The sequence below is a fragment of the Flavobacterium sp. 5 genome, assembly GCF_002813295.1.
Lineage (GTDB): Bacteria > Bacteroidota > Bacteroidia > Flavobacteriales > Flavobacteriaceae > Flavobacterium.
The window spans coordinates 980,254-1,001,307 of the sequence record NZ_PHUE01000001.1 but is presented as its reverse complement, the minus strand read 5'-3'; the positions used below and the strand labels follow the sequence as shown (position 1 = coordinate 1,001,307).

The window sequence follows — 21,054 nt, the reverse complement described above, 5'->3', positions numbered from 1 at the left end:
AAAAAATAACAGAAAATATTTCGCTAGTTTTGTCATTCTGAGGTACGAAGAATCTCCACAAGCAACTCGACAATCTAAATCAATAGTATTGCATTGCTTTGCTATTCGATGGTGGTAATACTGTGTGGATATACATTACGGAAATACTGTGCGGAGATTCTTCGTACCTCAGAATGACAAGTATGTGATAATAGTTGTGGCAACAAAAAAGATAAATCTCTTAACTAAACGAGATTTATTCGTAATTCGTAATTGATAATTCGTAATTATTTTAAATGAAAACATTAAAAGGCAACAACATTTACATCCGTGCACTTGAACCCAATGATTTGGAGTTTATTTATGCAATCGAAAATGACCAGCGTATTTGGGAAGTGAGTAATACACAAACACCTTACAGTCGTTTTTTGGTGAAGCAATATTTAGAAAATGCTCATCAGGATATTTATGAAGCCAAGCAATTGCGATTGGCTATTTGTCAAGACCAGGATTTTCCAGCTTTGGGACTAATTGATCTTTTTGATTTTGATCCAAAGAATAATAGAGCAGGTGTCGGGATTGTAATTCAAGATGTTGACAATAGAAATCAAAGTATTGGATCGGAAGCTTTAGACTTACTTATACATTACTCTTTTCATAATCTAAATTTACATCAATTATATGCAAATATTGGGTGTGAAAATGAAGCTAGTATTGCTCTTTTTACTAAATTTGGTTTCCAAAAAATAGGCGTAAAAAAAGATTGGACTCTGATTAACGGAGTTTACAAAGACGAAGCCATCTTTCAATTAATTAATAATAACACGAGCGGCAGTGAACTGGCGCTATAATTTTAAAATTTTTATATTTTGAATCTAAAAAGAATAGTATCATTAGCATCTGTTGCATTAATATCAGTATTGATTATTTACGGAGCCGTTTTGATGTATCAAATTTTTAGTGGTAACACAAAGTTTGAAGAAAAAGAACTGTATGTTTATGTGCCTACAGACTCTAATTATGAACAGGTGAAGCAATTACTTGCACCTTATGTAAAAGATATAAGCCGTTTTGAAATGGTGGCTGGAAAAACAAGTTATCCTGAGAATGTAAAAGCGGGTCGGTTTTTACTAAAGAAAGGGATGAATAGTTATGAGTTGGTCAAAGCGATGAAGTTTAATGACCCTGTAAGTCTGGCTTTTAACAATCAGGAGCGTGTCGAGAATTTAGCAGGTCGTGTTGGAGCTCAGATAGAGCCTGATAGTTTGGAGTTATTAAATACGTTTAAAGATTCTATCTTTTTGAAAGAAAACGGTTTTAATGATGAAAATGTATTCGTAATGTTTATTCCAAATACGTATGAAGTGTATTGGAATACTTCAGCGCTGAAGTTTCGTGATAAAATGATTAAGGAATATCATAATTTTTGGAATAAAGAAAGAACGGCAAAAGCAGCTGCACAAGGTTTAACACCTATTCAAGCTACTATTTTGGCTTCGATTGTTCACAAAGAGTCGGTTAAAAAAGATGAAAGACCAAGAATTGCCGGTGTTTATTTGAACAGATTGAAATTAGAAATGCCTTTGCAGGCAGATCCAACGGTAATTTTTGCAATGAAAAAGAAGTCGAATGATTTTAATCAAGTTATAAAAAGAGTTTTCTATAATGATTTGATTATGAAAAATCCTTATAACACGTATGTGAATATTGGACTTCCTCCAGGACCAATTGCAATGCCTGATATTACAGCACTTGAAGCAGTTTTAAATCCTGAAAAAAATAATTATATCTATTTCTGTGCAAGTGTAGAACGTTTTGGTTATCATGAATTTGCGGCAACTTTGTCTGAGCATAATAAAAATGCTGAAAAATATTCGGCATGGATTAATAGCCAAGGAGTACAGCGATAAGATTTAGTAAATCTGTTGATTTACAGAAAGCTTCAAAATTGTTTAAGGACAGTTTTGAAGCTTTTTTTATGATATTAGTTGCTTAATTTTACAGTGGTGACGTTCTTTATTTGTATGGATTGATATCTGATATTCAATAATCCGCATCACGTAATCTTTGTCATATCGACGAAGCAGATATCTTCAGAAGTAACTCGTCATTCTAAATTAATTTACTATAACTTAAGGTTCTTAAAGTCTAATATTGTGGAGTTTCCTCGTTCCTCGGGATGACAATATTGCGGTAATGCTTTACTTGGTTTCAACTTTTGCTTTTATTGTGAAATTGCTGGCTGAAAAACGTTGGAGCTTTTTATCTACTTTTTACTCAAAAGGTGTTTTGAAAACGACTTTGCATGAGGGATGGAAATGGTATCCTTTTCTTTTCCTTTTTTTGGAAAAGAAAAGATATAATGAACAGCCCGACCCTTGTGGTCATGCCCAAAAATACTATTAATTAATTGAAAAAACTTACTTTTTTACCTATTACGATATAGTAAAATCAAAATTTAGTACTACTTTGAGTCTAATTTTGCGTTTTCAAGACGTTTTTACTTTTTATAAGCAGGTTAAATCTTACTTAATTTGACTTGGTTTTTGAGGAATTAAAGTTTTTATTAACTTTTTTCAGCAGCTCGAACGCCCGTAGACTTAGTTAGTTAGGAGTTTTTTCGGAGTGCGGTTGATAAGTTTAAAGGGTTGATTTTCAGCTTTATTTTTTTAAGCCGTATATTTGCACATAGAAATTTCATAACGGGACAGCGTTTGAAGAAAACTAATTTATGATAAAAAAATGGTATTTTTACACAACTTTAATTGTTGTAGTAGCTTTTTTAAGCTTAGGTTTTAAACCATCCAAATTAGAATCAACCCCATGGTTCCTAATTCATGAAACAGATGATACATCCTACTTGCTGCCATCATTAAATGTGAACGATTATACCAATTCTGAAATTCCTTATACCGGAACTTTCTTTATTGGATATAAAGAAGCAATCGGCTTCAAAGAGTCACAGGGAAAATACAGAAAAATTAATTCTCTTGGTTATTTAGGAAAATACCAATTCGGTGTTGAAACTTTAAAAACTATCGGTATACACGATAGTGCAGCTTTCCTTAACAGTCCCAGAATGCAGGAAAAAGCTTTTATTGCTTTGCTGGCCAAAAACAAATGGGAACTCAGAAATATTATTGACAGGTATGAAGGAACCGTTTTGAATGGAACCCGTATTACAGAGTCTGGAATTTTAGCAGCGGCGCATCTTGCTGGTGTAGGTTCTGTTAAAAAATATTTCAGATATAAAGGGAAACGACTTTTTAAAGACGCTTACGGTACTTCATTAAGAAGTTATATGTTGCGATTTGGAGGTTATGATACTTCTTTTATCGTTGCAGATAGTAACGCCAGCGTTTACTAGATTAATTTTTTAATTCTCAATTAAAAAGCGCCCATTTGAAGTAATTTCATTTGAGCGCTTTTTGAATTTAAATATAAAAATGTTTATGAGATTATAAGTGTCAGTCGATTAGTATTTCTAATATTTTAATAGCGGCCTCACTAATTTTAGTTCCAGGACCAAAAACAGCTACTGCCCCTGCATCGAATAAAAATTGATAATCTTGTGTTGGGATAACTCCTCCAACAATTACCATAATATCTTCTCTGCCGTATTTTTTTAATTCTTCGATTACCTGCGGTACTAGTGTTTTATGCCCTGCTGCGAGTGAAGAAACTCCAAGAATATGCACATCATTTTCGACAGCTTGTTTGGCTGCTTCGGCTGGAGTTTGAAATAATGGACCAATATCAACATCAAAACCTACATCTGCATAGCCAGTAGCAACTACTTTTGCTCCGCGATCATGACCATCTTGTCCCATTTTGGCAATCATTATTCTTGGGCGACGTCCTTCTTGTTTGGCAAAGGTGTCTGCTAGCTGTTTTGCTTTTTCAAAGCTTTTGTCGTCTTTCATTTCTTTGCTATATACGCCACTAAAAGATTTAATTTGAGCTTTATATCTTCCAAAAACTGTCTCTAAGGCATTGCTGATTTCTCCCAATGTACAACGATTTCTGGCTGCTTCTACAGCAATTTCTAATAAATTGCCCTGTCCAGTTTGAGCACAATCAATTAATCTTTGAAGCGATGTTTGTACTTTATTTGAATCTCTGGTTGCTTTTATTTTTTCTAATTGTTCCAGTTGTTGTTGTCGAACCATTTGGTTGTCTACATCTAGAATTTGTAATGGATCTTCTTTTTCTAATCGGTATTTGTTAACTCCAACAATTATGTCTTGACTACTGTCTATTCGGGCTTGTTTACGTGCGGCAGCTTCTTCAATGCGAATTTTTGGTATACCGGTTTCAATGGCTTTGGTCATTCCGCCTAATTCTTCTACTTCTTCAATGAGTTTCCAAGCTTTTTCAACAATTTCGTTGGTTAAGCTTTCTACATAATAACTTCCTGCCCATGGATCTACAGTTTTGGTGATTTTAGTTTCTTCCTGTAAAAAGATTTGGGTGTTTCGGGCTATCCGTGCTGAGAAGTCGGTTGGCAAAGCAATTGCTTCATCGAGTGCATTGGTGTGTAGGGATTGTGTTCCTCCAAAAACGGCTGCTGTCGCTTCTATACAGGTACGGGCCACATTATTGAATGGATCTTGTTCTGTTAAGCTCCAGCCTGATGTCTGACAATGAGTTCTAAGTGCCAATGACTTTTCATCTTTAGGGTTGAATTGCTTTAACAGTTTTGCCCAAATCATTCTGGCAGCTCTCATCTTGGCAATTTCCATAAAATGATTCATCCCAATCGCCCAGAAAAAAGACAGACGCGGGGCAAATTCATCTATTTTCATTCCAGTTGCTAACCCTGTTCTAATGTATTCCAATCCATCTGCGAGAGTATAAGCTAATTCGATGTCAGCAGTTGCTCCAGCTTCCTGCATGTGGTATCCTGATATGGATATAGAATTGAATTTCGGCATTTTATTACTCGTGAATTCAAAAATATCAGCGATAATTTTCATCGATGGAGTGGGTGGATAGATGTAGGTATTACGTACCATGAATTCTTTCAGGATGTCATTTTGAATGGTCCCCGAAAGTTGTTCTGGTTTAATACCTTGTTCTTCGGCGGCAACGATATAAAAAGCCATAATAGGTAAAACTGCACCATTCATAGTCATTGAAACTGACATTTCATCAAGTGGAATCTGATCGAATAATACTTTCATATCTTCGACTGAATCGATAGCTACTCCAGCTTTTCCAACATCACCAACTACACGTTCGTGATCAGAATCATAACCTCTATGAGTTGGTAAATCAAAAGCGATTGAAAGTCCTTTTTGTCCTGCAGCAAGATTCCTTCTATAAAAAGCATTGCTTTCCTGTGCTGTAGAAAATCCTGCGTATTGACGAATTGTCCAAGGTCTGCGAACATACATGGAGGCATAAGGACCACGCAAGTTCGGTGCAAAACCAGCCGCAAAATCAAGATGTTCGAGAGTTTCGATGTCTTTTTCAGAATAGGTTTTATGGACTTCAATTCCTTCAGCTGTTAGAAAATGCTGTTCATTTTCCAAAGGAGTTGTTTCCAAATTACTGGAACTTTCAAGCTTTATATGTTGTAAATCTTTTCTTTTCATTTTATTAGCCTTTATCTCTTTAGTTATTGAATGAAAGAGATTTTATTTTTTTGTTGAAAATGTAATATTGACATGAATTAAATTACTCAGTAGCTAATCGTTCCTGTTCCAATTTTTCGGCCAATCGTTTTTCAATAATTGGTGTAATTAATGTTTTTCGGGGTTTTATTTTTACAAAAGGAAACAATTCTAAGTCCTGCTTCATCTTGTCATTTTTGTTAGGATATTTATTGGTTCCTAATAATGTTTCTTTTCCAGAATCAAACAAAGCTTGTTCGGCATCTGCGGTTTCTTGAATTTTTCTTTTAATAACACCTTCGTTGAGTTGTTTTAGAAATCCACCTTTAGATTCAATATCTTTAAATAATACTAAAGCTTTTTCAGCCAACTGATTGGTTAAGTTTTCAATGTAATAACTACCATCTGCAGGATTATCTACTTTATCAAAATAACTTTCATCTTTTAATATCAGCAATTGATTCCGTGCAATTCTATCGCCAAATTCATTGTCTTTGTGGTACAAAGCATCATAAGGTAAGTTTGCAATAGCATCAGCCCCACCAAGAATAGCACTCATGCATTCAGTTGTGGTACGAAGCATATTTACATTATAATCGTAAATGGTTTTGTTGCGTTTCGTTGGAGTAACTATTATGTGACAATCTAGATTGTGTTGGTACTCCTGAGCAATTTTCTTAAATAGAAGTCGGAAAGCTCTAAGTTTTGCAATTTCAAAGAAATAATTGGTTCCTACTGATATTTGGAAAACAATAGGTTTGTTTATAACGGCTATTCGGTTTAGATATTCATTAGCGTGTGCTAGGCAGTAAGCAATTTGCTGAACCATATTGGCTCCAGCATTTTGATACAAACCACTATTAATGCTTATAAGTGAAAGCGATGCCGTTTCTTTTGAAAGTATATTCAGGGTGTCAAAATTATTTTTCTCTTCAGTTTGATACCAATTTCCATCTTTGGCTAATTGTCCTATTGGATCTAAAAGACAAAAAATTGTTGCCTTTTTTTCTTTAGCAATTGTATCAATCTTTTTAACGAAATCGATTGAGATGAATTGGAAATGAAAGTAAATAACAATTTTTTCTAAAGGAAGTTTTTCCAATAGTTTGGTAATGTTTATATTTTCTTGTGGAATTGTAAAGCGTATACTTTCTGCACCACGATTAATAGAATCTAATGCTTTTTCTATGGATTTATCAAGGTCGAAAACAAAGATGTTTTGGCAAATTTTGAATTGTGAAGCTTTTGTAGAAAAGGAATGCTTTTTGGTGAAATCTTCTTTATCGTAAAATGGTTTTACTTTGATGCCCTCGGGAGAATTCCAGATTAAGGTTTCATTATAATCGGCTCCGTTGAGTTCAAATTGAATTTTTTGTTTCCAAAGTTTTGCTGAAACTGAGCTGAAATCGTCGAATAAATTCTTGGCCATTTTTAATTTTAATTAGATTTAATATGCAATAGAATTATTTTTTCTTGACAGTATCACCATCAAATTGGATGATATAAATATCTTCACTATCTTTTTTCATATAGTATTTTTCACGGGCATACTTCTCTATTTGCAAAGGATTTTTTAACTGTTTGATGTTTTCTTCATCTTTCTTGATTTCTCCCTGATAATAAGTTGCATTATCTTGTAATTCATCTATCTGTTTGTCTAAAAAACGATGTTCAAAATAAGAGTAATTATCTAGAAAAACCATCCAGATTAAAAATGATAACGAGACCCAAATGTACTTGTTACTCAGAAATTTAAACCAATAGTTGTCTTTAAATGGATTCTTCATTGGGTTTTTTGCCTAATTTTAATAGAAAAGCGAAATTTTGTTCAGTATCACTTTGGTTGTATAAATAATCAAAGATTTGTTACCTTCTTAGCATGCAATAAAATTACAACAAAATTATAAAATACGTTGATTTATTACTGCACGAACTACATCTATAGCTACAGTATTAAATCTATCGTTAGGAATTATAATATCAGCAAAAGCCTTTGTTGGTTCAATGAATTGTTCGTGCATTGGTTTTAAGGTGTGTTGATAGCGGTTTAAAACTTCATTCATGTCTCGTCCACGTTCGGCAATATCTCTTTTTAAACGTCGGATTAAACGTTCGTCCGAATCGGCATGTACATATATTTTGATGTCAAAAAGCTTTCTTAATTCAGGATTAGTTAGGATTAAAATTCCTTCTATAATCATTACTTTTCGAGGATGTGTAATAACAACATCATCGGTTCTGTTGTGTTGTACAAAAGAATAGACAGGTTGATTGATAATATTTCCGGCTTTTAATTCTTTGAGATGTGCTACCAACAATTCAAAATCAATAGCTCTAGGGTGGTCAAAATTAATGTTTGAACGATCTTCGTAACTTAAATCGTGTGTTTCTTTATAATAAGAGTCTTGAGAAATAATACCGACTTCGGCTTCTGGCAGTTCATTCATAATTTGATGTACTACTGTTGTTTTTCCGGACCCCGTTCCTCCTGCAATTCCTATAATTAGCATAACTAAATTGTTTATTTATGTTACAAAAATAGAAATAATTCTATTGATATTGTAATTAGTTTTTAGTTGTAGTATTTAACTTTTTGAGTTGTTTCACAAAAAAAGCCGAACATTGCTGTTCGGCTTTTTGTCGGGGTGGCAGGATTCGAACCTGCGGCCTCCTGCTCCCAAAGCAGGCGCGATAACCGAGCTACGCTACACCCCGTAAATCGAGTGCAAATATAAGGTTTATTTCTGCTTTTCAAAGAAAATTTAGAAAATAATTAAAATTTATTTAGGTATCAATTTTTTGGATTTATTAGGGTATGAATTTTTTGGAATAAAGATTACATTTGTACCTCAAAAATAAAAAACATGTCAGATACAATTGAAAAAATAAAATGTCTTATTATAGGTTCTGGTCCTGCGGGTTATACTGCTGCAATTTATGCGGCTAGGGCTAATATGAATCCTGTTTTGTACCAAGGAATGCAGCCAGGAGGTCAATTGACTACTACTAATGAAGTTGAAAATTTTCCTGGTTATGTTGATGGAGTTACGGGACCAGAAATGATGGTTCAGTTGCAAGAACAAGCACAACGTTTTGGTGCAGACATCCGTGATGGTTGGGCTACTAAAGTTGATTTCTCTGGAGATATTCACAAAGTTTGGATTAATGATAAAATAGAATTGCATTGTGAAACTGTAATTATTTCGACTGGTGCATCGGCTAAATATTTGGGATTAGATTCTGAACAACATTATCTAAAAATGGGTGGTGGCGTTTCGGCTTGTGCGGTTTGCGACGGATTTTTCTACAGAAATCAAGAGGTTGTAATCGTAGGAGCAGGGGATTCAGCTTGTGAAGAAGCTCATTATTTATCTAAATTGTGTTCGAAAGTAACAATGTTAGTTCGTAGCGATAAATTTAGAGCATCTAAAATTATGGAAGAACGTGTTCGTAAAACTGAAAATATTTCTATTTTGATGAATCATGATACAGTTGAAATTTTAGGAGATGGTCAGGTAGTTACTGGTGTGACAGCAAAAAATAAAACTACAGGAGATATTTTTGAAATTCCTGCTACAGGATTCTTTTCAGCGATTGGACACAAACCAAACACTGATATTTTTGCAGACTATCTTACTCTTGATGAGACAGGATATATTGTAAATACTCCGGGAACTTCAAAAACGAATGTTGAAGGTGTTTTCGTAGCGGGTGATGCTGCAGATCATGTGTACAGACAAGCGATTACTGCTGCAGGTACAGGTTGTATGGCTGCTTTGGATGCCGAAAGATATTTGGCTGCAAAACATTAAAATGCTTTATTTAAAATATAAAAGTCCCAATTTTTTAAGTTGGGACTTTTTTTATAGTCAAAAGTGTTTGAATTTATTTTGCTTTTTTAATCAGTTGTGCCTCGCCTAAAAATTTACGGACTTCAATTCTGGGAGTTCCTAGTAAATATATTTTTGACTTGTTATTTGCATCAACTATAATGCTTGTATCTGCCATTAAATTACAAACGGCTTCATTTTCAGTAGTTACATCAGCATTATGTATTGTGAAATTTACGCCTGTAAATGTACTGTTATTGTCTTGACGTATAATTGCATTTGTACTCTCCCCTTCAATTACCGCAGTAGTTTTTTGGTACATATCAAACGCTAGATCTGTTGAAGTGATTAAAGCTTTTGCTTGGGCGTTTTTGCTCAATTGTATTTTAGACTTTTCGGACTTTAAATTTAATTCAACCTTTGATTTATCATCTGAAATCAAAGTGAAACTTTTTGAATTTACATTCAAGTATAATCTGGCAAAATCTAATGATTTAAAAGTAATATCATCAAGTTGGATTGCTTCAAGCGCATTTATAATAGAAACGTTTTTGGCAGTAACCGATTTTAAATCATTAGTATATTTTATTTTTAAAGTTAATTTTTTAAAACTACCAATTTCTTTAGAAGTATAAATACGAAGTGTTTTTTCTTTAATGTCAAAAGAGATAGCCTCTTGAAGATTGTCATCCGATTCAAGTTTAATTTCGTTTTTTGCCCCTTTTTCTAAGAAAACAGTTAGATTGTCTTCAATTTCCAAAGCAGTAAATTCACCAATTTCTATTGGTTTTTCGACTACCACTTTCGATCCCTTTATTTTTTCTTTATTTTGTCCAATAGTTAAAGTTGTTGTCAATAGGAAAAAAACAACAAGATGTGAGTATTTCATTTTATACGATTTGGGTTTAATGCAAATATAAAAAAACATCCGTTTCTATACTTGATGAAACGGATGTTTTAGAAATTCTATTTAAAAATTAGTCTTCTGCTCTTTTCAAATTGTCGTCAGGAATTCTATCTATTAAATAATTGTAAGGATCTATTCCAGCGTCAAAAGGCTTTTCTTTTGTTTTAAAAATATAAACATTGTCCTTTTTAGTTATTTTTAATCTTTTGTAAATCAAAACTTTACCCAGATTACAGTTGTTACTTAAGATTTGTCTTTTGTTTTTGTCTTTATTGAAATGCTAAGTTTTTATTAGAAACACTATCTTATTTTGCTTCGAAATAGTATGGAAAGAAAGGATTCTTAAAAATAAATAGTAAAAAACACCCGTTATTGACGGATGTTTTTTTGTGATATGAAGTGAAATACTATTGTAAAAACTTTTGGTTTTTAGATAATTGATTTTAGGACAATTATTACGACCAATGCGATTGTAGTTTACAAATAGAATAATTATTTAGTATTTTAACTACGTATTATGCCTTAGTAAATATGAAATTTTGATTTTCTATTTTTAATGTAAACTCATTTTTGGATTCATTAAATTGAATTTCAATACCACCTTCTTTTTCAGAACCAAATTTATCTTTACCAATACTTTCAAAAGAAATAGCAGAACCTTGACCTTCTCCTGGCGTTCCTTTAAGAGCTCCATTTTCTTCAGTAAAACTTAGCTTAACTGGAAGTTGTTTACTTGAATAGTTACCTAAATAACCATCTAAGATTACTGCTTTCTCTAATTCACCTTTGTCAGAGTTCCATACGTTATTAGCTGTATTTATATCAGGAAAAACATGATCTGGGTCTAAAGTGATAGTGTCAATTTCTTCAGTTGTGGCAGTTTTAAATGCCCATGATGTATTACGTTGCCAAATTTCTATAGGGAGTTGTACTCGACTAATGGCTCCGCTTTTGGTTTTGATTTCCAGAACAACTGGCATAGCCATTTTTTCTAAGTTTTCGATTGAGATAACAGCACCCAATTTTGGGTCGTTTTTTAAATATTTAATTTTTGTAATGCCTTGATCCAATTGCCAATTATTTACAAACCAAGATCTCCAAAACCAATTCAAATCCTCTCCAGAAACGTTCTCAATCGTGCGGAAAAAATCATCAGGTGTTGGGTGTTTAAAAGCCCAACGTTCTGTATAAATTCTAAATGCTTTGTCAAAACGTTCTTTTCCTAATACTTGTTCACGCAGCACGATTAATCCCATAGCTGGTTTATCATAGGCCAATATCCCTAAATGTGCTTCTTTCATTCCGTCTGGAGCTGTCATAACAGGTTCCATATCGGATTTGAATAACGTTTTCGCCATTTTTTGCATATTTTTTGGACGGGATTTGTATTCACCGTTATTAAAATCAACTGAGCTCAGCGAGTTGATAAAGGTATTGAATCCTTCGTCCATCCAAGCAAATAGACGTTCGTTAGAGCCAACAATCATAGGATACCAGCTATGTCCAAATTCATGGTCGGTTACACTCCATAAATCTTCTCCTTTTGATTTCCAATTGCAAAAAACGATTCCCGGATATTCCATTCCACCTTCGTTACCAGCTACATTAACTGCCGCAGGGTAGGGATGTTCAAACCAGCGTTTAGAGTAATTTTCTATAGATGATTTAGTGTATTCTGTTGAACGACTCCAGGCATCCTCACCTGAACTTTCAGCAGGATAGGCAGAAATAGCTAATGATTTTTTACCGCTTGGTAAGTTGATTTTGGCTGCATCAATTATAAATGCTGCCGAAGAGGCCCATGAAACATCTCGTGCGTTTTTGATTTTAAAATGCCAGTTTAATGTAGTTTTTCCCGTTGGTCTTGAAGTTACATTAGTAACCTCTTCTGCTGAACGGATGATTACAGTTTTATCACTTTGCGAAGCTAAAGCCCAGCGTTTTTGCTGTTCAGTGGTGTATACTTCGGTTGGGTTTAATAATTCACCTGAACAAACAACAATATGACTTGATGGTGCAGTTATTGTTACGTCAAAGTCACCATATTCCAGATAAAATTCTCCAGCACCCAGATAAGGCAAAGAGTTCCAGCCTTTGATGTCATCATAAACGCACATTCTAGGGTACCATTGTGCTATTGTAAATATTTTTCCATTTTTGGTTTCCAAAACCCCCATTCTGTCTGAGCCAAAGTCAGGTGAAATAAAAGAAAATTCAATTTTTAGTTTTATACTTCCTCCATTAGCATTCAAATCCTGTGGAAGAAATACTTGCATTCTGGTATCTATTATTTCAAATTTAGCTTCTTTTTCAATAGTTTTACCATTCTGGATTGTGACTATTTTTATAGATTTTATTTTATGACCTCCGTCAAAAATTTGACCTTTATCTCCATTACGACTTCCCGTTACAGGAATGATTGCTTTTCCGACAGAGTTGTTTTTAAATAAGTTTTGATCAACGTTCATCCATAAAAAGGAAATTTTGTCTGGACTATTGTTGGTGTACGTTAGAATTTCAGTTCCAACAATCTCATTTTTTTTCTCATTCAAGGTCGCTGACAATTGATAATCGGCTCTGTTTTGCCAATATTTTACTCCTGGCTGTCCACTTGCTGAATGTGTGTCGGTGCCATTTTTAGTATAAAAATTGGGCGCAAATGCATCATGATAGTTATACTTAGATGTTGTTTTAATATTGTCTCCTCCTTTGGAAGGTTGAGTTTGAGCATGAAGGTACATGCTGCTTAAAAATAAAGCTAAAAAACTTGCTTTGAATTGATTGTTTTTCATGTTGAGATTGATTTGATTGATGATTTCTAATTTTAAATATTATATTCTTAGTAGTAAATTGTTGGTTAATTATTTTGATTTTAATAAAAAAAAACATTCCTGATCAATGAATGTTTTTTAATTTTATTGTATTATTCCTGATGAACGTTACCTCCTGAATTTTCTTCTTTTTGAATCGATTTTGGAATTTTGTTGTAAGCAATATTTCCACCGCTTGAAGCTTCTGCTTTTAAACTCACGATAGGAGAAACTGATATTGATGATCCACTTGAAGCATCGGCAACTACTTCATTTACTAATAGTTCTCGCGCATTTAAAACTGAACCACTTGAAGAAGATGTTTCCAAACGGATTGCTTTTCCTTTGATGACTTGATTGCTGGCACTACTGCTAGTTACTTGAATACTTTCATATTCTACAGTGGCATGAATAGTTCCCGCACTCGATGAGTTCAAATTTAAGCTACTCCCTTTTAATGTTGTGTTACAGTTGATAGAAGAAGCTGATGAGGCTTCAAGTCCTTCAATAATTGGCATTTTTACAATTATTTTTTTGGAAGCAACATTTATGTAATTACCAAACTTACAAGAAATAACAAGTACTCCATTTTCTACTTTTGTAGTAATATCTTTTTGTAAATTATCATCGGCTTCAACAATTATTTCTGTTTTATCCGATTGTTCGATAACTAGGTCTAAAGCATTACTGACTTCTACATTTTTAAAATCACCTGTTACAGTTCTTTTTTCAGAGGTAACGTGACCACTTCCGGTTATAGAATTCAACATACCTTGATTACAAGAACCAAAGAATAATGCGATTAATGTAATAACAATGAATTTCGTAATTAATGTGATGACTTTTAACATGGCTATTGATTTTTATTTTGATTGAATGGTACAGTATAGCTTATTCGGTTTTGATAATTATACCGTCTTTGTTAATTTTTAGCTCTTTGAAATTCTTTTTGGTTTTGACAACCGAATCACTTTCAATAGTAACACCATTTTTATTGATAGTTATGTTACTTTCGTTATCATTATCATCTACATCATCGTGGTCATTTTCATCTGCAGGACAATCCAAACATTTTACTTTTGAATCTTCAACTTTGTAAATGTATTTGTCTGAACTGTGATGTAAGTTGAAAAAGTTATCATCAGACCAATCATAATTTCTCACACTTGAATCTGCTTTAAATAAAGTTCCTGCCGGTAAGTATAAAGTAATTTCTATTTCCTGATCTCTAAATTTGTTTTTTGCATCGGTGATTAAATAATTGTCTAAGATTAATTTGTTTCCGATAATTTGATAACCGTATCGAATTGCTTCAGATCTTTTTTTAGCTTCAGATAATGATTTTCCTTTTGCTTCCTTTTCGATTTGAAGGTATGCGTATGTTTCATCAGATTTTTCAATTTTGATATTCACTTCGTTGGAATATATGATATCATTATTTAATGAATCTTTAGTAATCATAAATTCATTTCTATCATCAACGTTTTTAGCGAAATAATCATTGTGCTTGAATTTTACAAAAAGTGTATCTGTTGGTGCAAGAGTGATTGTCTCTTTTTGAACCGTTCTGCCATTTACAGCAAATGCTGAAGCTTGTTTGATACCTATTGAAATTGCTATAGAAACAGCGATTAACCAAAGTGCTAATAAAGTGTATTTTGCAATATTTCCGATTGACTTCATATTTGGAGCCAATAATTTAAAGCCTAATAATGTCATAAAAAAGAATGGAATACCAACTGCTAAGAACATTAACAGACCAAAAGACCAGATTGGATAATCAGTAAAATTGCCAGCTTCAACATAATTTTGCCAAGGGAAATCCATTGATACACTTGTTCCCAAAGTAAATACTCCGATGAAAAGAAGTACAAGTATAGATAAACCAGCCATTATTAAAATCACCCCTAAAAATTTAGCAAAAATTTTAAAAACTGTCATGATAAAATCACTAAAAGAGTTTCCTAATTTTTCAGCACCAGTTTTTACTTGATTACCAAATTTGTCATAATCGGCATTCTTAAATTTCCCAGAAACATTTTCAAATTCTTCACGAACTTTTTTCTCAATGTTCGAAATGGTTACTGGTTCTCCAGTCATTTCTAATTTTTCTGATGTTGTGATTGCTTCTGGAGTTACAATCCAAAGAATAAGGTATGCTAAAATCCCAGTACCAAATCCAGCAAAAACAAATACTAAGAACATGATCTTTAACCAAACCGAGTCAATTCCAAAATAGTGTCCTAAACCTGTAGCAACCCCACCAATCATTCCGTTTTCTTTATCACGGTATAGTTTTTTTGTTCTAGCAGATGAATAATCATTCGTTGATGAGGTACTTGGCCCGTCTTCTTCAATGATATAATCTTCTGGTTGTCCCATTACAGTAATAACTTCGTCAACTTCTCTAATTGTTACTACGTGTTTCTCTGTTTTTTGTTTCTCTGTCAATAATTCCGAAACTCTCATTTCGATATCCTTAATTATTTCGTCTTGTCCAGATGATTTTGACAGTGAACGTTTTATAGCGTCAAAATATCGGGTTAATTTTTGGTATGCGTCTTCATCAATATGGAAGAACATTCCACCTAAGTTTATATTTACTGTTTTATTCATGACTATTAGTTTTGGTTGGTTATCAAATTTACGGCATTAGACAATTCTGTCCAAGTACCATCCAGTTCTTTTAAAAATGTTTGTCCTATCTCGGTCAAACCATAGTATTTTCGAGGTGGTCCTGATGTAGATTCCTCCCAACGGTAGTTGAGTAGTCCGTCATTTTTTAATCGAGTTAATAACGGATAAATGGTTCCCTCTACGACCAATAATTTAGCGTCTTTTAAAGTGTCTAATATTTCTGAAGTATAAGCGTCTTTTTCTTTTAATACGGATAAGATACAAAACTCAAGAACACCTTTACGCATCTGGGCTTTTGTGTTTTCAATGTTCATAATTTTTAAATTTGAGTTGATTTGATGAGTTGATTAAATTGTTCATTCTTGATTGATGATTGATTATTATTGTTAATCGTGGTATTTGATAAGTATTAAGAATTTTAAAAAATTATTTAAGAAAAGGAATAGTCAAAGGGTAATTATATTCTTCTCCATTAGAAGCTTTTACCGAAGCATAAATGATTAAAAAGAATTCTGCAACTTTAATTCCTGCAAATACAAGAAGTGCCAGAGCTCCTATGGTCAATAATCCAATACTATTTCCGTAATCGAAGTGTTCAAAAATGATATCTTCATTATGTACTAAATCGTTGAATGAGATATTTTTTAGAACTGTATATAAAAATACTGGAATAGCAATCATGGCTAAAACTAAACTATACACTAAAATGCTTAATTGAAAATTCAATACTTGTTTGCCATTATGATCCACAAATTCTGATTCGTCTTTTTTTGATGTCCAAAGTATTATAGGAAAAATATAATTCCCAAAAGGAATGATATACTGACTAAATGTACTTAAGTGTGTAAAAGCAGCGATTTTTTTTTCGGTTGAAGTTTCCATGATTTGATTTCGTTTTTTGATTGATGATTGATTCAGAAATTGATTAAATGACTTACCTAGTAATTTCTTATGCAAATATATGTTTAAAGAATGGTATCTTGTATCACATAGTAGTATATATTAACAGAATATTAACAAAAAACACTTATTTTGAAGCTTAATACTTATGTAAATCTTCTTGTACTGTATATTTAGGATTTTTTTTTATTTTTTGTTTTGTGCATGAAAGTAGAGTAAGTTACCTTGAAAGGCATAAAGTTCGACCGCATTCAAATAAAAGAGGTATAACCTGCAAAGGGAATTTGCTCTTTTTATTTGGACGATGATTCTTTCAAAGTTTTAAATACTTAAATTTTTATATGTATGCATAGTATTTTTTGTATTTTAGCAAAAAAATGACGCTATGGAATTAACGGTATCTAAATTGAATCGGTTTATATTTTTTAAATTGCCTTCAGCATTTATTTGCGGAGTACGAGTAAAATCTATTGATAAAAACCAATGTGTAGTGACCGTGAAACACAGGTGGATTAATCAAAATCCGTTTAATTCTATGTATTTTGCAGTGCAGGCGATGGCTGCTGAAATGACAACTGGAGCAATGGTGATTGATAAAATTCAAAACAGTGGTAAAAAAATATCAATGTTGGTAGCTAATAATAAGTCAAATTATTCCAAGAAAGCAACAGGCAGAATTACTTTTGTTTGCAAGGATGGACATTTAATTGAAGAAGCAATTCAAAAAACGATTGCTAATGGTGAAGGCCAAACGTTTTGGATGAAATCTATTGGAACGAATGAAGAAGGAGTACAGGTTTCTGAAATGGATTTTGAATGGAGTGTTCGAGCTAAATAAGTTCAATTTTTAAAATAAAAAAAAGCTTCGTTATCTTAAAACGAAGCTTTTTTTGATATAAGGCATGGTGAATTAATAATTATAAATAGAAAACAACCTTAAATTCTAATTTGAGAGTTGTATTCTTTGGGGCTAGAATAGAAATCTGCGTAAATTTAGGTAAACTATATCGTAATAGTCTTAAAATTATATTAATTTTTTTAGTCATAAAGTAGGTGTTTTATTAATGCCTTTTTTTAATCTTCAAAAAAGTGTGACAATTTGACATTTTATAAGTTTTGGCAGTACTTTTGCATTCAAAAATTAACGAATAAAACTATGTTTAAGAATATTTTTAAAAATAAAAGTAATATGACTACAGAAAATACAGAATTCGATCAAGAAATAGATGATGTGACATTAGAAAATAATGCAAATGGAGAGCAAATTATTATTGAAGAATTAAGTGTTGAAGAGCAATTAGCACAAGACTTAGCGAAAGAAAAAGATAAGTTTCTAAGATTATTTGCTGAATTTGAAAATTACAAAAGACGTACTACTAAAGAAAGAATCGAATTGTTTAAAACAGCTAATCAAGAGGTATTGCTTGCTATGTTGCCAATTTTAGATGATTTTGACAGAGCAATAATTGAAATCAACAAATCAGAAGATGAGTTGTTGACTAAAGGTGTAGAATTAATTCACGAAAAATTGAAAAGTACTTTAGTTACTAAAGGATTGGAGCAAGTTGATGTTAAAGCTGGAGATTCATTTGATGCTGATTTTGCTGAGGCAATTACTCAAATACCAGCAGCTTCTGATGCAATGAAAGGGAAAATTGTAGATGTTCTTGAAAAAGGGTACAAACTAGGAGACAAAATCATTCGTTTTCCAAAAGTGGTAATTGGTAGTTAAATTCCAATTAATTAGGAGTTTAGGTTTTTAAAATTTGGAATTACTTTAAATTATGAAAAAAGATTTTTACGAAATATTAGGCATTTCAAAAGGTGCAGATGCTGCTGAAATTAAAAAAGCATATCGAAAAAGCGCTTTGAAATACCATCCTGACAAGAATCCTGACGACAAAGCGGCAGAAGAAAATTTCAAATTAGCTGCTGAAGCTTATGAAGTATTGAGCGATCCTGCCAAAAAAGCAAAATACGATCAATACGGTCATCAAGCATTTGATGGTTCTGGTGGATTTGGCGGCGGTGGTAGTCATGGAGGCATGAACATGGATGATATTTTCAGCCAGTTTGGAGATATTTTTGGTGGTGGTTTCGGTGGATTTGGCGGAGGCGGAGGGTCTCGTCGCGTTAAAGGAAGCAATCTACGTATCAAAGTAAAATTGACTATTGAAGAAATTGCTAATGGCGTTGAGAAAAAAGTAAAAGTTAAACGTAAAGTTCAAGCACCAGGCGTAAGCTATAAAACATGTTCTACTTGTAATGGTCAAGGACAAGTAATGCGCGTAACCAATACTATTTTAGGAAGAATGCAATCTGCTTCGACTTGTCCAACTTGTGGTGGTTCGGGACAAATCTTGGATAAAAAACCAAATAATGCAGATTCTCAAGGAATGGTTGCCGAAGACGAAACGGTTTCTATAAAAATTCCTGCAGGTGTTGTTGACGGAATGCAATTGAAAGTTTCTGGTAAGGGAAATGATGCTCCAGGAAATAGTGTTTCGGGAGATTTGATTGTTGTTATCGAAGAAATCGAGCATGAATTTTTGAAACGTGAAGGTGAAAATCTTCACTACGATTTATATATCAGTTTTGCAGAAGCAGTTCTTGGAATTTCAAAAGATATTGATGCTGTAAACGGTAAAGTAAGAATAAAACTGGAAGAAGGAATTCAGTCAGGTAAAATTCTAAGATTAAAAGGAAAAGGAATTCCAAGTATCAATGGTTATGGAAGCGGAGACTTACTAGTACATGTAAATGTTTGGACTCCTAAAACGTTGAACAAAGAGCAAAAGCAATTCTTTGAAAAAGCGTTGACGGATGATAACTTTACTCCAAGTCCTGAAAAATCAGACAAATCATTTTTTGAAAAAGTAAAAGATATGTTTTCTTAAATTACTTTTCAAAAAAGTTTAAAATATAAATCCCTATTCTAATTGTTTTTAGAATAGGGATTTTTTTAGCTTTTCTTGGATGTGAAACGGGATTTTAAGAAAAATATTTTTGGTAAAATAAATTCAACTAAAACTCAATCTTGACATGTTTTTTTATGTCTGTTTTAGAGTTTGTTTTCTTTTAAATCTTTAGCTAAACTTGCTGTTTTTAGTCTTTTATTTAGCTTTAGATATTCTACGTCGGATAGATTGTCAATCATTAATTGACGATTATAATAATTTATGTGTTCAAGAATTCCAAAAACATTGACAAAAAGCCCCCATAAAATTAAGTTTTTAGGTATAATTTGCCAGTTATTTTGATAAATTTGAATGGCGAATATTATTGGAATCAAAGCGATTAATGTCAAATTTAATTTTTTGGAATTCTTAAAAATATTTAGGTTTTTTTCTTCATCAAACGATTTATTGATCAGTCGGTATAGTTTTAATTTCCAATAGTGTTGTCCCTGTATTAATATTATTATGCAGAGTAAAAGTCCATATAAAAGGAAAAATATATCTGAAAATGAATTTTTATAGATTAGATAAATAAAAATCGTTGGGAATATAACAAAGGCGTGAAATCTTTCCATTGGGTAATAACCTTTTAATCTTTTAATTAGTTTTTGTTTAGTCATTGATTTCTAATGTTTATCTCTTAAAATTTAATATTTAATTTCTATATCTAGTTGTCTTACTTCTTCGGAAGTTTTTTTGTCCATTGCTAAGCCTATTACAATTCCGATTAGCATGCCAATTGGAAGACCTATTCCAAGTAATCCTATATTGCCAACGCTTAATCCAAAAGTAACTCCAATTGGTAATCCAAAAGCGGACATACCAATTGATAACCAAAGATTTCGATAATAGTTTTTTGGTATGATTTTAAGTTCTTTTTCAACTAACTTTATAATTTTGGATTGTTTCTGTTTGATTAATTTTCTGAATTTATTATCTATGAGAGATATAGAATTTAATTCTTCAATATCTTGATTAATTAATTTAATGATTTTATGAGGTAGTTCTTTTTTTATTAATTCTTTTACTAGTTTTTCAAGCTGAACATAAATTTTACTTAATTTAATGTTTTCAGAGATTTCCTGTCTTTCTTTTAGTTCAATTAAACTCATAGATTTTTGCTTTTCAAAATGACTGTTAACTTGTTTATAAGCAGTGTAAATATGAGACTTTTATTACGCTAATATATAAAATGTTTTTTAATTTGATGAATGTTTTAAGTATTGATATAAATTGGCTTTGGTGATTTTTTTTCTTTGATTTTAAAATAAAGTTTCTAAAAGGGCTTAATGTTTCTTCTAGCCCAGATGGGAGTGGCATCCTGTGTGCCCGGAGTTCGGGCAGACAGATATAACGGACAGCTGGAATTAGCTCCTTATTTAGCTTTATACACTGAAGATTTAAGCAATTCATAACTAT

21 protein-coding genes and 1 tRNA gene are annotated in these 21,054 nt (G+C 32.4%); 9 read left to right on the top strand and 13 right to left on the bottom strand.

Annotated elements, in window-relative coordinates:
- Positions 1-275 precede the first annotated feature (275 nt).
- From CLU82_RS04055 to CLU82_RS04040, 4 genes are all read left to right on the top strand, one after another.
- On the top strand, positions 276-830 hold the full coding sequence (locus tag CLU82_RS04055) for a GNAT family N-acetyltransferase (RefSeq protein WP_100841888.1): 555 nt from the start codon (positions 276-278) through the stop codon (positions 828-830).
- 18 nt (positions 831-848) lie between these two features.
- Entirely contained in the window at positions 849-1,889 is a 1,041-nt protein-coding gene (gene mltG, locus CLU82_RS04050; RefSeq protein ID WP_100841887.1) for an endolytic transglycosylase MltG, read from the top strand.
- Between the two features lie 244 nt (positions 1,890-2,133).
- Entirely contained in the window at positions 2,134-2,385 is a 252-nt protein-coding gene (locus CLU82_RS04045) for a hypothetical protein (protein WP_157813318.1), read from the top strand.
- A 325-nt stretch (positions 2,386-2,710) separates the two neighbouring features.
- Positions 2,711-3,346, top strand: a complete 636-nt coding sequence (locus CLU82_RS04040) for a peptidoglycan-binding protein LysM (RefSeq protein ID WP_100841885.1) — start codon at positions 2,711-2,713, stop codon at positions 3,344-3,346.
- A gap of 100 nt (positions 3,347-3,446) precedes the next feature.
- Here the strand turns inward: CLU82_RS04040 and scpA are convergent, their stop codons facing one another.
- From scpA to CLU82_RS04015, 5 genes are all read right to left on the bottom strand, one after another.
- Positions 3,447-5,576 (bottom strand): methylmalonyl-CoA mutase, encoded by a 2,130-nt coding sequence (gene scpA, locus CLU82_RS04035; protein WP_100841884.1) that lies wholly within the window; start codon positions 5,574-5,576, stop codon positions 3,447-3,449.
- Between the two features lie 82 nt (positions 5,577-5,658).
- Positions 5,659-7,023 carry a methylmalonyl-CoA mutase subunit beta gene (locus CLU82_RS04030; protein WP_100841883.1) on the bottom strand — a complete coding sequence of 455 codons (1,365 nt, stop codon included), beginning with the start codon at positions 7,021-7,023 and terminating at the stop codon, positions 5,659-5,661.
- A 34-nt stretch (positions 7,024-7,057) separates the two neighbouring features.
- Positions 7,058-7,381: a septum formation initiator family protein gene (locus tag CLU82_RS04025; protein WP_100841882.1), complete on the bottom strand. Its 324-nt coding sequence runs from the start codon at positions 7,379-7,381 to the stop codon at positions 7,058-7,060.
- Between the two features lie 114 nt (positions 7,382-7,495).
- Complete coding sequence (gene udk, locus CLU82_RS04020; RefSeq protein ID WP_100841881.1) at positions 7,496-8,104, bottom strand: uridine kinase; 609 nt, start codon at positions 8,102-8,104, stop codon at positions 7,496-7,498.
- Between the two features lie 130 nt (positions 8,105-8,234).
- A tRNA-Pro gene (locus tag CLU82_RS04015) sits at positions 8,235-8,309 on the bottom strand.
- 149 nt (positions 8,310-8,458) lie between these two features.
- Here CLU82_RS04015 and trxB point away from each other — a divergent pair.
- Positions 8,459-9,406, top strand: a complete 948-nt coding sequence (gene trxB / locus CLU82_RS04010; RefSeq protein WP_100841880.1) for a thioredoxin-disulfide reductase — start codon at positions 8,459-8,461, stop codon at positions 9,404-9,406.
- Positions 9,407-9,479: 73 nt separating this feature from the next.
- On the opposite strand, the gene CLU82_RS04005 is transcribed toward trxB, so the two are convergent.
- The 6 genes from CLU82_RS04005 to CLU82_RS03980 form a co-directional block, all read right to left on the bottom strand.
- On the bottom strand, positions 9,480-10,313 hold the full coding sequence (locus CLU82_RS04005) for a GIN domain-containing protein (protein ID WP_100841879.1): 834 nt from the start codon (positions 10,311-10,313) through the stop codon (positions 9,480-9,482).
- Between the two features lie 533 nt (positions 10,314-10,846).
- Positions 10,847-13,123, bottom strand: a complete 2,277-nt coding sequence (locus CLU82_RS04000) for a M1 family metallopeptidase (protein ID WP_100841878.1) — start codon at positions 13,121-13,123, stop codon at positions 10,847-10,849.
- Positions 13,124-13,254: 131 nt separating this feature from the next.
- Positions 13,255-13,992, bottom strand: a complete 738-nt coding sequence (locus CLU82_RS03995) for a head GIN domain-containing protein (RefSeq protein ID WP_100841877.1) — start codon at positions 13,990-13,992, stop codon at positions 13,255-13,257.
- A gap of 40 nt (positions 13,993-14,032) precedes the next feature.
- Complete coding sequence (locus CLU82_RS03990) at positions 14,033-15,757, bottom strand: PspC domain-containing protein (protein WP_100841876.1); 1,725 nt, start codon at positions 15,755-15,757, stop codon at positions 14,033-14,035.
- Positions 15,758-15,762: 5 nt separating this feature from the next.
- Positions 15,763-16,092: a PadR family transcriptional regulator gene (locus CLU82_RS03985; RefSeq protein ID WP_100841875.1), complete on the bottom strand. Its 330-nt coding sequence runs from the start codon at positions 16,090-16,092 to the stop codon at positions 15,763-15,765.
- Positions 16,093-16,204: 112 nt separating this feature from the next.
- Entirely contained in the window at positions 16,205-16,660 is a 456-nt protein-coding gene (locus CLU82_RS03980; protein WP_100841874.1) for a DUF4870 domain-containing protein, read from the bottom strand.
- Between the two features lie 403 nt (positions 16,661-17,063).
- Here CLU82_RS03980 and CLU82_RS03975 point away from each other — a divergent pair, with 403 nt between their 5' ends.
- The 3 genes from CLU82_RS03975 to dnaJ all read left to right on the top strand — a co-directional run bounded on the left by CLU82_RS03975 (position 17,064) and on the right by dnaJ (position 19,575).
- Positions 17,064-17,516 carry a DUF4442 domain-containing protein gene (locus CLU82_RS03975; protein ID WP_100841873.1) on the top strand — a complete coding sequence of 151 codons (453 nt, stop codon included), beginning with the start codon at positions 17,064-17,066 and terminating at the stop codon, positions 17,514-17,516.
- Between the two features lie 318 nt (positions 17,517-17,834).
- Positions 17,835-18,410 carry a nucleotide exchange factor GrpE gene (locus tag CLU82_RS03970; RefSeq protein WP_100841872.1) on the top strand — a complete coding sequence of 192 codons (576 nt, stop codon included), beginning with the start codon at positions 17,835-17,837 and terminating at the stop codon, positions 18,408-18,410.
- A 52-nt stretch (positions 18,411-18,462) separates the two neighbouring features.
- A complete protein-coding gene (dnaJ, locus tag CLU82_RS03965; RefSeq protein ID WP_100841871.1) occupies positions 18,463-19,575 on the top strand; it encodes a molecular chaperone DnaJ in 1,113 nt (370 codons plus the stop codon).
- Between the two features lie 164 nt (positions 19,576-19,739).
- On the opposite strand, the gene CLU82_RS03960 is transcribed toward dnaJ, so the two are convergent.
- Positions 19,740-20,255 (bottom strand): hypothetical protein, encoded by a 516-nt coding sequence (locus CLU82_RS03960; protein ID WP_100841870.1) that lies wholly within the window; start codon positions 20,253-20,255, stop codon positions 19,740-19,742.
- Between the two features lie 27 nt (positions 20,256-20,282).
- Positions 20,283-20,747, bottom strand: a complete 465-nt coding sequence (locus tag CLU82_RS03955; protein ID WP_100841869.1) for a hypothetical protein — start codon at positions 20,745-20,747, stop codon at positions 20,283-20,285.
- 177 nt (positions 20,748-20,924) lie between these two features.
- On the opposite strand from CLU82_RS03955, the gene CLU82_RS21075 reads away from it, so the two are divergent.
- Positions 20,925-21,050, top strand: a complete 126-nt coding sequence (locus CLU82_RS21075) for a hypothetical protein (protein ID WP_255409698.1) — start codon at positions 20,925-20,927, stop codon at positions 21,048-21,050.
- Positions 21,051-21,054: the final 4 nt, after the last annotated feature.